Below are 14,187 nucleotides of genomic sequence, written 5' to 3' on the forward strand. Positions count from 1 at the left end.
ATCATGGCGTGTCTAAGTATGGTTTGGTAAAATGACGAATGAAGATTCGTAAGAGGAGGACCTCACGTGAAGAGAGATATTTGGATACGGACGACTATTGTTTTGTCCCTACTGGTTAGTTTGATTTCACCGTTAACTACATATGCCGCAACGAAAGATACGATAGAAGATGAAAGTATTTATGATTTATTAGTCGATCGATACTATAATAAAACGATTGAAAATGATTTTGAAGTGGATACACGAACACCAGAAGCTTTTGCAGGTGGAGATTTTACGGGTGTGGTCGAAAAACTTGATCATATTGAAAAGCTAGGATTTTCCTTGGTATCGTTAGGACCAGTGTTTTCAACTGAAACATATGATGGAAAACGTGTAATGGATTATGGGAAGTTAGAGCGACATTTTGGAACATCAAAAGAATTAAAGACATTAATCGACAAAATTCATCAAAAGAAAATGACTGTTATTGTCGATTTTCCTATACAAAATGTAAGTTCAAACCATGTGCTTGCGTCAATCGCCGGCAATGAATCTTGGATAGTGGAAAATGCAGACGGCACCATTTCATGGGATCTAACGAATAAAGATGCACAACAAGCTATCCTTACAGCAGCTTTAACATTTGTGCAAACATACAAAGTAGATGGTCTACGAATTACGGCTATTGATGAAGTTGACACGGAATTTTTAAATACAATGATTACAGCACTAAAAGAAGAAAATGAAGACCTATATATCTTAAGTAACGAACCAAGTGAAGCGGAATTTGATGCTAAAGTTTCGAATGAGCAAGAAGAATTGTATCGAAATGCATTTAAAACTGTCGATAATGAAACAGCTGGAATTGCGGAGTCATCTCAAGAGAAACCATTTATACAGCAAGTCGACTCTATCAATTCTCGACGTTTTACAGCGGACGCGGCAGAAGCAAATATGTTTCCACCTACGCGTTTGAAAATGGCAATGGCTACTTTACTTTCCATTCCTGGAGTGCCGTTAATGACTTATGGTTCTGAGATTGCAGTAAATGGGGAACAACCACCTGAATCTCATCAAATCATGGATTTTAGAACAGACGAAGAATTAATTGAATTTATTGGTGATGTTCAAAAGCTTCGGAATGGCTCAGCTGCTCTACGTACTGGTTCTATGGAAATGTTGCATAATGAAGATGGATTGATGATTTATAAACGATCAAATGAAGATGAATCTTGGATTGTTGCCATAAACAATACCGGGGGGACACAAAGCTTTAATTTATCGAGAGAAGTAATAGGCGATAATAAAGAACTTCAAGGCTTATTTGAAAGCGATGTATTAAGACAAAAAGATGATGGCAATTACAAACTTGTATTAAATCGAGAAATTGCGGAGTTTTATACGGTCAATGACAAAAAAGGATTCAACAAGGCATATATGATAGCTTTAGGTCTTTCCTATATCCTGTTCTTAGTTTTTATCTATTTAGTGTGGAGAAAAGGAAAACAAAAGAAACGTGAAGAAGAGTTGAAATAATGAATTGATTTAGATGGAAATAAGTGGTATTTAGACGTGATTCGCCAATAGTCGACAAAAATCCGCTCATAGACCACCAAAACTACCGTCTATACAACAGAAAAAATCGCTTGAGACCTTTTAAGGTCTCAAGCGATTTTATTTTGCTTTGTATCCAGCCATATTCACCGGATCTTTTGGTGTTGAATAGGGCGGAGCATACGCTAATTCTAATGCTTGTAAATCATCCATTGTAAGACCTGCATAAATCGCAGTGGATAAAACGTCAATCCGTTTGTCAACGCCTTTACCACCGACTACTTGGGCTCCTAATACTTTACGAGTCGCAGCATCATAATGAATTTTCAAGAATATTTTCTCATGATCCGGATAATAACCGGCATTCGAATTTGATTTTTGTGTAAGACTTTTAAAATTCATATGACGATCAGTTAATGTTTTTTCATTTAACCCTGTTGTTGCGACGGATTGCGTAAACACTTTACAAATAGAGGTACCAAGTAAACCTTTAAATGGTATATTGTCACCTGTAATATGACGAGCAACAATATAAGCTTGTCGATGTGCAGGCCAAGCTAAAGGAACGCGTTTAGCATCACCAGTAATAAAATCGATGTTCTCTGCAGCATCACCAATTGCATAAATTGACAGATCATTTGTTTGCAAATATTCGTTTGTGACAATTCCACGAGTTTCACCAATTGCTAATTGTGCTTTTTCTGCAAGTTCGGTACTTGGAGAGACACCAACACTCATTAAAATAAAATCAGCTTGTATTTTTTCTCCTAAGTCGAGATCAAGATGTTGACCGTTTGCTTTGGTAATGAAATTCCCTTTAAAAAGCTTCACTCCATGAGCGAGTAATTCCTTTTCAACTAGAGCCGAGCTATCGACATCCATTATGTTCATTACCTGTTGCGATTTCTCGACGATGGATACGTTCAAACCCAGATTCACGAGATTTTCTGCCATCTCTAAACCAATGAATCCTGCACCCACAATGACACAGCTTTTTGGTTGTTCCGTTTTGATATAATGTTTAATTTTCTCCATATCATTGAAATTTCGCAATGTGAACATGTTCGAGCTCTCTAACCCTGGTGTTTTCGGAATAATTGGCGTTCCTCCAGGAGATAAAATCAATACATCATATGATTCTTCAAAGGATTGTTGTGTGTCTAAATTTAATACTTCAACCACTTTGAGCTCTCGATTGATGCTAATGACTCGATGTTTCAAACGAACATCAATATTTTTTTCTTTTTTAAATTCTTCAGGTGTGGCAGCAAGAAGCGAACTGCTGTCTGTAATCTCACCACCGATAACATAAGGCATTCCACAAGCTGCATACGACATCGTCTCGTCTTGGTCAAAGATGACAATTTGTGCGTCCTTATCATAATAGCGAATCTGGGAAGCGACTGTAGCGCCTCCAGCAACAGCTCCAACGATAACAATCTTTTTCATGAGCAAACTCTCCATTTCTTATGGCTGTAATTGATTCGAAAAATACACACCTAATGTTCCAGGTCCAACATGGGCACCAATTACGGAGCCGATCATATGAATTTCAATTTGTTTGGGATGGAATGTGTCTTCAATCATCCCTTTCATTTCAAGTGCAAATGCCTCATCATCCCCATGACTGATTGCGATGGTTTGTTCATGAAGTCTTTCACCACGTTCTTCCATGATTTCAAGAATGCGTTTCATTACTTTTTTACGACCTCTTAACTTCTCAATGGGCACAAGCTTGCCGTTTTCGACGTGAAGTAGTGGCTTAATATTTAATAATCCCCCGATAATCGCACTGGTCTTCGAAACACGTCCACCGCGAGCCATATAATCTAGATCTTCCACTGTAAACAAATGTTCCATATGTGTAGCTTTGAAACGGATGATCTCCGCGATTCGCTCTACAGGTTCAGCAAGTTTTTGTAAACGCACAGCCTCCTTCACTAGTAATCCATAACCAAGTGAGGCACATTTTGAATCAATAATGGTTAGGTTGAGATTTGGAAAGTCTTCTTTTACTTGATCACGAATCATGACCGCTGTATTATGCGTTCCAGATAGTTCAGACGAGAAAGCGATATAGAGACCTTCTTCTCCTGAATGTGCCAGTTCTTCAAAAAGCGTCAAAAATTGCTCTGGTGAAGCTTGAGAAGTTTTTGGTTGTTTGCCTTGTCGAATTTCAGCATAAACTTGTGTCGAATCAATCGTCATGACATCCAAGTATTCAGTTTCGTCAATGTGAACACGTAATGGAATCAATGTAACTGGATTTTTTTCATAATAAGATTTCGGTAAATCGCAGGCACTGTCCGCAAATATTCTCATCTTTATCCCCCCCGGGTATCTTCTATTTCTATAAGTTTAATCGTTCTTGTAAGAATTCTGCAATACCATCTTCGTTATTTGAAGAAGTTACTTCATTGGCGATGTTTTTAAGTTGTGAAATAGCATTGCCCATTGCGACACCAGTTCCAGCGTATTCAATCATTTCCAAATCATTATCTTCATCACCAAACGCAATAATATTTTGTTGTGGAATATTTAAGTGTTTCGACACGTGAGCTAGTCCAACTGCTTTATTGAGACCGCTTCGCACAATTTCGATAACATGCCAAGGTGCGCCCCAACGTCTATGATCTATGACTTCAGCATGGACATCGTGAAGATGCTGACGAATTGAGGGCACATCCGCTTCATTTGCATGAATTAGCAAACTAGTGGGATCGGTTTTTAAATAATTGCGAATATCTCCTGTCGTTACATGTGGTTTTCCAAAGCTGAAAATATCCAGTAATTTTTCATCGTGGTAATGCAGATACACATCATCCATCACTTCGGCAATAATGTTATAAAACTTATAGTCATGAAGGGCATCAATGACTTCATTTACAACTCTAAGATCTATCGGCTCATGAATTGACTTCCAAGTGCTGTCCGTTGGATGATGAACAAAAGCACCATTAAAATTCACGATAGGTGTTTGCAATTTTAATTGGTGGTAATACACTTCGCTAGCACGATATGGTCGTCCAGTAGCAATCATGATTTCATGACCTTGCTCTCGGGCTTTAAAAAGCGTATGTAAAGTCTTTTCAGAAATGACTTTTTCATCTGTTAATAAGGTACCATCTAAATCTAAAACGATTAAATGAGGTTGCATATTGGTTAACTCCTTTCTTACTAAAGTAAAGTGTATCTTTACAACCAACCATTAGTCAAAAAAAGGTAACCTCAATTTTGAACTTTGTCATTTGTTTTGCTAGGATAATAAAGAGAAAACGCAAAGGAAGTGGAAGCATGAACGTTGAAAATGAGCGGTGGGCACATATTCCACTCTTACATGTATACAAAGAATCCGAAAAACATATACAAGTACCAGTCGTGATTTTTCTTCACGGTTTTACGAGTGCAAAAGAGCATAATCTACACTATGCTTATCAATTAGCTGAAAAAGGGTTTCGTGTTTTATTGCCAGATGCCCATTTACATGGGGAACGACAAGAACCTTTAGACGAAGTGCAATTATCTTTACGCTTTTGGGAAACGATTTTAACATCCATTGAAGAAATAGATATTCTGAGAAATGAACTCATTAATAGAAATTTAGTTGTGGACCATACTAAGATTGGTCTTGCTGGTACTTCAATGGGTGGAATCATAACGTTAGGTAGTTTAAACGTATACCCTTGGATTGATACAGCTGCTGTTATGATGGGTTCTCCAGGATATGTGCAATTAGCCAAAGCACAAATGTCTCAATTTGAATCACGAGGTTTTAAGTTGCCTATATCTGATATTGAGCGTAAACAAATGTTTGAGACGTTAAGCAAATTTGATATTACCTTGAATCCCAGCACATTAAATGGTCGGCCAATATTTTTCTGGCACGGTATGCAAGATAATGTAGTTCCATATGAACCGACGTTTAACTTTTTTAATGCACTTAAAAAATCGTACGCTCATGATCCACAACGCTTCCAATTTATGACCGACAAAACGGCGAGTCATGCCGTTTCAAGAAAAGGGATGCTTGCAGCGACCGATTTCGTTGCTCACTATTTGTCTGAATAAGAACCATTTGTTATGATAGACATAGATGTAAGTTAGAAAGGGGTATGAACATGGATCAAGATATGCGCGATAGCATGATGGGTGCATTAGAAAACGTGATTGACCCAGAGCTAGGTATTGATATAGTAAACCTTGGACTTGTCTATGATGTCGAATTGACAGAAGACGGTTTTGCAGTAGTAACGATGACTTTAACTTCTCTTGGATGCCCAATGGGACCAATGATTGTAGATATGGTCAAAACTTCTTTATATGAATTACCAGAAGTAAAAGAAGTCGATGTCAAGATTGTTTGGACACCAGGTTGGTCTAAAGACAATATGTCTCGCTACGCAAAAATGGCACTAGGTGTAAGATAAAACGTATAATGCTCCACTTACTGTGATACCTAACAGTGAGTGGAGCATTTTTTTGTGGGAAAAAATGGGTGAAACCGATTAAATAGTGCGCGAAGGAATAAAACTAGAGTGAAGCGGAATAAAACCAGGATGAAGTCGAACAAACCAACTGTGAAGCCGAATAAAGCCAACTTCAAGCCTGATGCCCATAGATCAAGTTCATTTTCTTTACAGAAATCATGGGAAAATCGTATAATAAAATCAAAGGTCAGAAAAGGTCAAACAAAGGAGTGTCATGAAAATGCAGCAACAACAAGAACAGAAAAGCCCCCTAGAATTATACGGACGAAACTTAGTAGAATTAGCTAGAAAAGGCAAGATGGACCCAGTTATTGGTCGTGATCAAGAAATACGTCATGTCATTCGAATTCTTTCAAGAAAAACAAAAAACAATCCGGTCCTTATTGGAGAACCTGGTGTGGGTAAAACGGCCATTGTGGAAGGGTTAGCTCAGCGAATCGTCCGTAAAGACGTACCAGAAGGATTAAAAGAGCGTGATATTTATGAATTAGATATGGCTTCTCTTATTGCTGGTGCAAAATACCGAGGAGAATTTGAAGAGCGCTTACAAGGTGTGTTAAAAGAAGTAAAAGAAAGTGAAGGGCGAATTATTCTTTTCATTGATGAAATTCATACCATTGTCGGGGCAGGGAAAACTGAAGGCGCAATGGATGCAGGGAATATGTTAAAACCGATGTTGGCGAGAGGTGAGTTGCATTGTATAGGTGCAACCACACTTGATGAGTACCGTCTAAATATCGAAAAAGACAAAGCATTAGAACGACGCTTTCAACAAGTTTTAGTACGCGAACCTACAGTTGAAGATACAGTATCCATTTTACGCGGATTAAAAGAGCGTTTTGAATTGCATCATGCAGTACGTATTCATGATCGTGCCATCGTCGCTGCCGCACAATTGTCTGATCGCTATTTAACTGAACGTTTTCTACCAGACAAGGCAATCGATTTAGTCGATGAAGCGTGTGCCATGATTCGTACTGAAATTGATTCAATGCCACAAGAACTTGATGAAGTGACACGCCGGATGATGCAACTTGAAATTGAAGAACAAGCACTAATGAAAGAAAAAGATCAAGCAAGTCAACAGCGTCTATCTAATTTACGTAAAGAACTTGAAGCATTGAAATCTTCTACTGAGTCGATGCGGAATCAGTGGACGACTGAAAAAGAATCGCTTCATCATATTCAACAAAAGCGTGAAATCTTAGACACGTATCGTCGTGATGCGGAAATCGCTGAAAATAGTTCAGACTATAAAACAGCAGGGGAATTGCGATATGGCAAGATCCCGACACTCGAGAAAGAAATTGTCATTCTTGAAGAGAAACTTGAAGCGACTTCAGAACATCGCTTGCTTCGTGAAGAAGTAACTTCAGAAGAAATAGCATCGATTGTATCTCGCTGGACAGGAATTCCTGTGACGAAACTTGTTGAAGGAGAACGAGACAAGCTTCTGCGCTTAAAAGAAACATTACAAGAAAGAGTAGTAGGTCAAGATCAAGCGGTTCAATTTGTAACGGAAGCGGTATGGAGAGCGCGTGCAGGTATTAAAGATCCATCCAAACCGATTGGTTCTTTCTTATTCCTTGGACCTACAGGTGTGGGTAAAACAGAACTTGCAAAAGCATTAGCTGCCAATTTATTTGATTCAGAAGACCATTTCATTCGAATTGACATGTCTGAATATATGGAAAAGCATAGTGTTTCTCGACTTATTGGAGCACCTCCAGGATACATTGGCTACGAAGAAGGTGGCCAACTGACAGAAATGGTACGACGTAATCCATATTCAGTGGTATTGCTGGATGAAATTGAAAAAGCTCACCCGGATGTCGCAAATATTTTACTTCAACTGTTAGATGATGGGCGAATAACAGATAGTCAAGGTCGTGTTGTCAACTTCTCTAATACCGTGGTGATTTTGACATCAAATATAGGTTCTCAATATTTACTTGAAGGTGGAGATCAAGCAGAATCATTAGTAATGTCTGCCCTGCGCTCACATTTCAAACCTGAATTATTGAACCGTATGGATGAAATCGTCTTATTTCATTCGTTAAACGAGTCACACTTCCATGCAATTACAGAGAAATATTTAGTGCAATTGGCTAACAGACTAAAAGAACAGGAAATTAACATTACTTTCACACCACAGTTAATTGACTGGGTAGTTCTTGAAGGTACCGATGTGGCATTTGGTGCTCGACCTTTACGTCGTTTTATCCAGCGACATGTGGAAACTGCGGTTGCAAAAGCTTTGTTAGGTGGAGAGTTAAACCCAGGAAGTACGGTTGAAGTTTCCGTTTCCAACGGTGAAGTTAACGTTAATCTGATATAAATAAAAAAACGGTTCACTGAAGTAATAACTTCAGTGAACCGTTTTTTATTAATGATGTTCTGTAACTACTGGATCGTTTGGAATAATTGCTGCAATAATGAAAATAACTACTGCAAATCCAACTGATAAAATTGCACCTAATAGGAAATCAAAAGGTACATCTTGTACTGAAGCTACTACGTAGTTCAGCATCGTAACAAGTAGAAATGACCAAATCAATGTAAAAATATATTTCATGTAATTTCACCTCAAGACATACTATTTACTTTTATCATCATACCATATGACTTTGTTTGGACAAAGAATCTTTTAGCTTTCTCTGTAGAAGTTTGGCAAATTCATGGCGATGTATTGAAATATCAACGAAAATTCGTTATTATTATTACCAGGTACTAATATAAGATAATAAAGGAAATGAGGGTGTCTCATGAATGTTGGAATAATCGGTTTAGGTAGATATGTACCAGAGCGAGTGGTTACGAACTTTGACTTAGAGAAAATAATGGATACAACAGATGAATGGATTCGTACACGCACAGGTATAGAAGAGCGAAGATATGCGGACGATGATGTTAATACTTCAGATATGGCGTATGAAGCAGCAAAAGAAGCATTAGCAGACTCTGGTATTGAAGCTCATCAAATCGGTTTAATTTTAGTCGCGACCGTGACACCTGATCAACCATTTCCAAGTGTATCTACCATGATACAAGAAAAACTCGGAGCAACAAATGCAGCTGCAATGGATATTTCAGCTGCATGTGCTGGGTTTATGTATGGGGTTATTACGGCGAAACAATTTGTTGAATCAGGCACATACCCATATGTTTTAGTGGTCGGTGTGGAAAAACTAACAAAAATCACGAACTTTGAAGACCGGAATACGGCTGTATTATTCGGAGATGGAGCTGGAGCGGCAATTGTCGGTGAAGTTTCAGAAGGACGCGGTATTTTATCATTTGAATTAGGTGCTGACGGTTCGGGTGGAAAACATTTAACTCAAAATGGACCTTTCCTAGAAATGAATGGACGAGAAGTATATAAATTTGCAGTACGTCAAATGGGTGACTCTGCTGAAAATGTAATCGCTAAAGCTGGTTTATCGAAAGAAGAAGTGGATTTCCTAGTGCCACACCAAGCTAATATTCGAATTATGGAGTCTTCAAGAATACGACTTGGATTACCTGAAGAAAAAATGTCTACTACAATTAAGCAGTTTGGTAATACCTCTGCAGCATCTATTCCGATTGCTTTGAAAGAAGAAGTATTGGCTGGGAAAGTGAAAGATGATGATGTAGTTGTGCTTGTTGGATTTGGTGGCGGATTAACTTGGGGTGCCATTTGCTTAAAAATGGGGAAATAAAATCTTCTTAACATAGGTTACATCGTTGGATGGATGAACATCGTTAAAAAAATATTTAAGTTAAGTTTTCACATAAAGGGGAGAAACTCATCATGACAAAGCGTCGTGTAGTAATAACAGGAATAGGAGCGGTAACACCGCTTGGTAATAATATCGAATCGACTTGGGCTGGTATTAAAGAAGGCAGATCTGGTATTGGTCCTTTGACGCGTGTGAATCCAGATGATTTCCCTGCGAAAGTAGCAGCAGAAGTTAAAGACTTTGATATTGAAACGTATATTGAACGTAAAGAAGCACGTAAAATGGACCGCTTTACACATTTCGCTTTAGCTGCTTCGATTATGGCTGTTAAGGATGCAAACTTAGAAATTACACCAGAACTTGGTCTTCGCACAGGTGTATGGATTGGATCTGGTATCGGTGGAATGGAAACGTATGAAGCACAGTTCCGAACATTCCTTGACCGTGGCTATCGCCGGGTGAGCCCTTTCTTCGTTCCGATGATGATTCCGGATATGGCAGCGGGCCAAGTGTCCATTCATTTTGGAGCAAAAGCAATGAACTCTTGTACAGTAACAGCTTGTGCATCAGGGACTAACTCGATAGGTGATGCGTTTAAAGTAATTGAACGAGGCGAAGCGGATGTTATGATTTCTGGTGGAGCGGAAGCACCTATAACGAATATGTCAGTGGCTGGCTTCTGTTCGAATACAGCACTTACGCTAAACCAAGATATTAAAACTGCTTCACGTCCATTTGATGCAAAACGTGATGGTTTTGTAATTGGTGAAGGCTCAGGAATTGTTATTTTGGAAGAATACGAACATGCAATAGCTCGTGGAGCAAAAATCTATGCTGAATTAATTGGCTATGGTTCAACAGGTGATGCACATCATATTACAGCACCAGCACCTGAAGGCGAAGGAGCAGCTAGAGCAATGAAACAAGCACTTGCAGATGGTGGAGTTGATCCTTCTGAGGTGGATTATATTAATGCTCATGGTACAAGTACGCCATACAATGATCAATTCGAAACAATGGCAGTTAAATCAGTATTTGGTGAACATGCATACAAACTTGCGATGAGTTCAACAAAATCAATGACGGGACATCTACTTGGAGCAGCTGGTGGAATTGAAGCTATTTTCACAGCATTAGCTTTACATGAAAGTATTTTGCCACCAACAATGAATTTGGAAAACCCTGATCCGATTTGTGACTTGGATTATGTTGCGAATGCTGCACGTAACCAAGAGATTACTTACGCAATGAGTAATTCTTTAGGCTTTGGCGGTCATAATGCGTCACTATTGTTCAAAAAAGTGTAAGATCAAAAACCTCCTCATTTGAGGAGGTTTTTTTTTTGAGTCAGACTCAGCGGTTGCTCAGTCTGACTTTTTGGGGTTGACGTCTGAAAAAAAGAAGATGACGTCTGAAAAAACAGGCTTCACGTCTGAAAAATCGCCATCGACGTCTGAAAACGTCATTTCTTCCATCCAAAGTGGCCCCTCACAACCACAGAAAAGGCTGTGGAGCAAAGCGAGCAGCCCCATTTGGCATTTATTTTCACATATAATTGCTGAGCGATGGCTCAGTTGTAAAAATCGAGGTTCACGTAGGAAAAAAGAGTGATGACGTAGGAAAAAACGTCCGTCACGTAGGAAAAATCGCCATCGACGTAGGAATCCCTCCATATTTGTGCGGGTTGATGAGATCCACAATTTGAGGGGCAATTGTGTCTACGTCTCCCACCGTTTATTATTTCTTTATAGTGAGTGTCACTGCCGACTTTAAAGAATGGTCTGAAATAAAGTAAGAAGAAGGAGACCGAAATATCATCTTCGGTCGAATATCTACTTATAGATAATATCAATTCTCAAATAAACCAGACGATCTTAACTGTGAGCTTCCAGGTTTTCAGGGAGAGAAGGACGTATCCCCGACGCAGAATGATCGGAAAAAATAGAGTGGGGCGAGTGACGAAGTCACAAGCCCCACTCTTTGTTACCTAGATTATAGTGCAGCAAAGAATGCGTCCGAAGCGCACTGAAAACCTCTTTGCGTCAACAGGAATTCTTTAATTAGATTTCTTTAACGAGCCCCGTGGGGTTATCTTGCCTAATTCTTTTGAGACGTGGTAGAGAAGTGGTTAGTCACGATATGACAAACAACTTCCGATTTCTCAATTGCTTTTCACCCCTCTACTAACCTTCACTGTAATATTTCAAAAAATGACGAGATACATTAAAAAAATAGAGAATTGTCAATATTATTTCAAAAAACTTATTTGTGAGAACGCTAAAAAAAGCTTGATATAACTGAATTTTAAGAATCTATTTTATTTCAAAATAAAGTAAAAACAGGAAATAATCAAAATAGTTGTTGCGATTGTAATAATTCTGTAATAGAATTTACAACTAGGTGCACAATTAACAGAAAAATTGAAATTTTGGAAAGAATATAAGTTTGACGACATCTTAGTATTTACTTGAGAGGAGTATGGCTTTGAACATAACGCAGGATCTTTTAAGAATTAATGATTTACATACTGGGTTTCGTGTGAAAGATACATATTTTAATGCAGTGGATGGAGTCTCCATTCATTTAAAAAAGAATGAAATTTTAGCGATTGTTGGAGAATCAGGGTGCGGTAAAAGTTCGTTAGCAACTTCCATTATTGGCCTACATGATCCAAATAACACTAAAATAACTGGTGAAATACAGTTTAAAGGTCTTGATCTAGCAAAATTGACAGATGAAAAACTAAACAAGGTACGCGGCAACGAAATTGGCATGATCTTTCAAGATCCTTTATCAGCTTTAAATCCATTAATGCGTATTGGTGATCAAATTGAAGAAAGTTTAATCTATCACACAAAGCTTTCAAAAGCCGAAAGACTAAATCGTGTAATTGAACTTATTAATCAAGTTGGAATTCCAAATCCAAAAAGAGTAGTGAAACAATTTCCACATCAATTATCAGGTGGTATGCGTCAACGTGTTATTATCGCCATTGCCATATCGTGTAAGCCTTCTATCATCATTGCAGACGAACCAACTACAGCTCTAGATGTAACAATTCAGGCTCAAATATTAGATTTACTAAAAGATTTACAGGCTGAAACTGAATCTGGCATTATCTTGATTACTCATGACTTAGGTGTAGTAGCAGAAGTAGCCGATCGAGTAGCTGTTATGTATGCAGGACAAATCATAGAAGAAGCTCCAGTTGAAGAGTTATTCAATAATCCTATACATCCTTACACTAGATCTTTATTAAACTCAATTCCACAAACACATAGTGATAACGAGAAATTAGAAGTCATTCAAGGTTTAGTCCCGTCATTAGTTAATTTACCACGCGAGGGTTGTCGATTTGCCCCGCGAATTCCTTGGATTCCACAAGAGGCACACGAAACAAAACCACAACTTCACGAAATAGCACCAGGACATTTTGTTCGATGTACCTGCTGGAACCACTTTCACTTTGAAGGTGAAGAAGGGGGAAGCTTGACATGAGTTTTATGGAAATAAAAGATTTGCGCGTTCACTATCCCATTCGTGGCGGCTTCTTTAATACAATCGTTGACCATGTTCATGCTGTTGACGGCATCAATATGGAATTCGAAAAAGGCAAAACATATGGCTTGGTAGGCGAATCTGGTTGTGGTAAATCCACAACAGGCAAAGCCATTATCGGCCTTGAGAAAATAACATCCGGTAAAATCATTTACGAAGGAAAAGATGTGACCAATCAACGTCGCCAACGTAACTCACCATATAATCGTGATATTCAAATGATTTTCCAAGATGCACACTCAAGTTTAAATCCGCGCAAACGCGTGCAAGATATTTTGGCGGAACCTATCCGGAATTTTTTAAATCTCTCTGATTCAGAAGAAAAGCGGAAAATTAATGAATTATTAGCTATCGTCGGTATGCCAGAAGATGCAAAAGTGAAATACCCTCATGAATTCTCTGGTGGCCAAAAGCAGCGAATTGGTATTGCACGAGCGATTGCAACTAACCCAAAGCTCATTATTGCGGATGAGCCAGTTTCAGCGCTTGACTTATCGGTACAAGCACAGGTTTTAAATTTCTTGAAAGATATTCAAGATGAATTGGGATTGAGCTATTTATTTATATCGCATGATCTTGGAGTAGTGAAACATATGTGTGACCATGTGTCCATCATGTATAAAGGAAGATTTGTAGAGTCTGGGTCGAAGAAAGATATTTATCAAACGCCTCAGCATATTTACACAAAAAGATTATTATCAGCAATTCCTACCATCGAGCCTTCAAGTAGAGTCGAACGGAAAGTAGAACGAATTACCGTAGAGAACAATTACCAACTTGATAATCATCAATACTTTGATGCAAACGGTCGCGTCTATGACCTTCAAGCAATTTCTGATACGCATGAAGTAGCTATGTCGGAAATCAAAGAGGGGGTTAAATAA

At 38.5% G+C, this 14,187-nt stretch carries 12 protein-coding genes; 8 read left to right on the top strand and 4 right to left on the bottom strand.

What is annotated here, in order from left to right; translation table 11 throughout:
• Window positions 1-66 precede the first annotated feature (66 nt).
• The gene (locus ACFPYN_RS01160) at window positions 67-1,518 is read left to right on the top strand and encodes an alpha-amylase family glycosyl hydrolase (RefSeq protein ID WP_377732051.1); all 1,452 of its coding nucleotides are present in this window, start codon (window positions 67-69) and stop codon (window positions 1,516-1,518) included.
• A gap of 138 nt (window positions 1,519-1,656) precedes the next feature.
• On the opposite strand, the gene ACFPYN_RS01165 is transcribed toward ACFPYN_RS01160, so the two are convergent.
• From ACFPYN_RS01165 to ACFPYN_RS01175, 3 genes are read right to left on the bottom strand one after another with little or no spacing between them, the layout of a single operon-like run.
• Complete coding sequence (locus ACFPYN_RS01165) at window positions 1,657-2,985, bottom strand: CoA-disulfide reductase (protein ID WP_377732052.1); 1,329 nt, start codon at window positions 2,983-2,985, stop codon at window positions 1,657-1,659.
• Window positions 2,986-3,003: 18 nt separating this feature from the next.
• Window positions 3,004-3,858 (bottom strand): DegV family protein, encoded by an 855-nt coding sequence (locus ACFPYN_RS01170; protein WP_377732053.1) that lies wholly within the window; start codon window positions 3,856-3,858, stop codon window positions 3,004-3,006.
• Between the two features lie 28 nt (window positions 3,859-3,886).
• Complete coding sequence (locus tag ACFPYN_RS01175) at window positions 3,887-4,693, bottom strand: Cof-type HAD-IIB family hydrolase (protein ID WP_377732054.1); 807 nt, start codon at window positions 4,691-4,693, stop codon at window positions 3,887-3,889.
• Window positions 4,694-4,830: 137 nt separating this feature from the next.
• On the opposite strand from ACFPYN_RS01175, the gene ACFPYN_RS01180 reads away from it, so the two are divergent.
• The 3 genes from ACFPYN_RS01180 to ACFPYN_RS01190 all read left to right on the top strand — a co-directional run bounded on the left by ACFPYN_RS01180 (window position 4,831) and on the right by ACFPYN_RS01190 (window position 8,361).
• On the top strand, window positions 4,831-5,604 hold the full coding sequence (locus ACFPYN_RS01180) for a prolyl oligopeptidase family serine peptidase (protein WP_377732055.1): 774 nt from the start codon (window positions 4,831-4,833) through the stop codon (window positions 5,602-5,604).
• A 50-nt stretch (window positions 5,605-5,654) separates the two neighbouring features.
• Complete coding sequence (locus tag ACFPYN_RS01185; RefSeq protein WP_024535294.1) at window positions 5,655-5,963, top strand: metal-sulfur cluster assembly factor; 309 nt, start codon at window positions 5,655-5,657, stop codon at window positions 5,961-5,963.
• A 280-nt stretch (window positions 5,964-6,243) separates the two neighbouring features.
• Complete coding sequence (locus ACFPYN_RS01190; protein ID WP_377732056.1) at window positions 6,244-8,361, top strand: ATP-dependent Clp protease ATP-binding subunit; 2,118 nt, start codon at window positions 6,244-6,246, stop codon at window positions 8,359-8,361.
• Window positions 8,362-8,409: 48 nt separating this feature from the next.
• Here the strand turns inward: ACFPYN_RS01190 and ACFPYN_RS01195 are convergent, their stop codons facing one another.
• The gene (locus ACFPYN_RS01195; protein WP_377732057.1) at window positions 8,410-8,598 is read right to left on the bottom strand and encodes a YjzD family protein; all 189 of its coding nucleotides are present in this window, start codon (window positions 8,596-8,598) and stop codon (window positions 8,410-8,412) included.
• Between the two features lie 190 nt (window positions 8,599-8,788).
• On the opposite strand from ACFPYN_RS01195, the gene ACFPYN_RS01200 reads away from it, so the two are divergent.
• The 4 genes from ACFPYN_RS01200 (at window position 8,789) to ACFPYN_RS01215 (ending at window position 14,187) form a co-directional block, all read left to right on the top strand.
• Window positions 8,789-9,724 (top strand): beta-ketoacyl-ACP synthase III, encoded by a 936-nt coding sequence (locus ACFPYN_RS01200; RefSeq protein ID WP_377732058.1) that lies wholly within the window; start codon window positions 8,789-8,791, stop codon window positions 9,722-9,724.
• A 92-nt stretch (window positions 9,725-9,816) separates the two neighbouring features.
• On the top strand, window positions 9,817-11,052 hold the full coding sequence (gene fabF / locus ACFPYN_RS01205; protein WP_377732059.1) for a beta-ketoacyl-ACP synthase II: 1,236 nt from the start codon (window positions 9,817-9,819) through the stop codon (window positions 11,050-11,052).
• 1,177 nt (window positions 11,053-12,229) lie between these two features.
• On the top strand, window positions 12,230-13,243 hold the full coding sequence (locus ACFPYN_RS01210) for an ABC transporter ATP-binding protein (protein WP_377732060.1): 1,014 nt from the start codon (window positions 12,230-12,232) through the stop codon (window positions 13,241-13,243).
• Window positions 13,240-14,187 (top strand): ABC transporter ATP-binding protein, encoded by a 948-nt coding sequence (locus ACFPYN_RS01215; RefSeq protein WP_377732061.1) that lies wholly within the window; start codon window positions 13,240-13,242, stop codon window positions 14,185-14,187. The genes ACFPYN_RS01210 and ACFPYN_RS01215 overlap by 4 nt, the downstream gene beginning before the upstream one ends.

Source organism: Paenisporosarcina macmurdoensis (assembly GCF_042658845.1).
Classification (GTDB): Bacteria; Bacillota; Bacilli; order Bacillales_A; family Planococcaceae; genus Paenisporosarcina; species Paenisporosarcina macmurdoensis.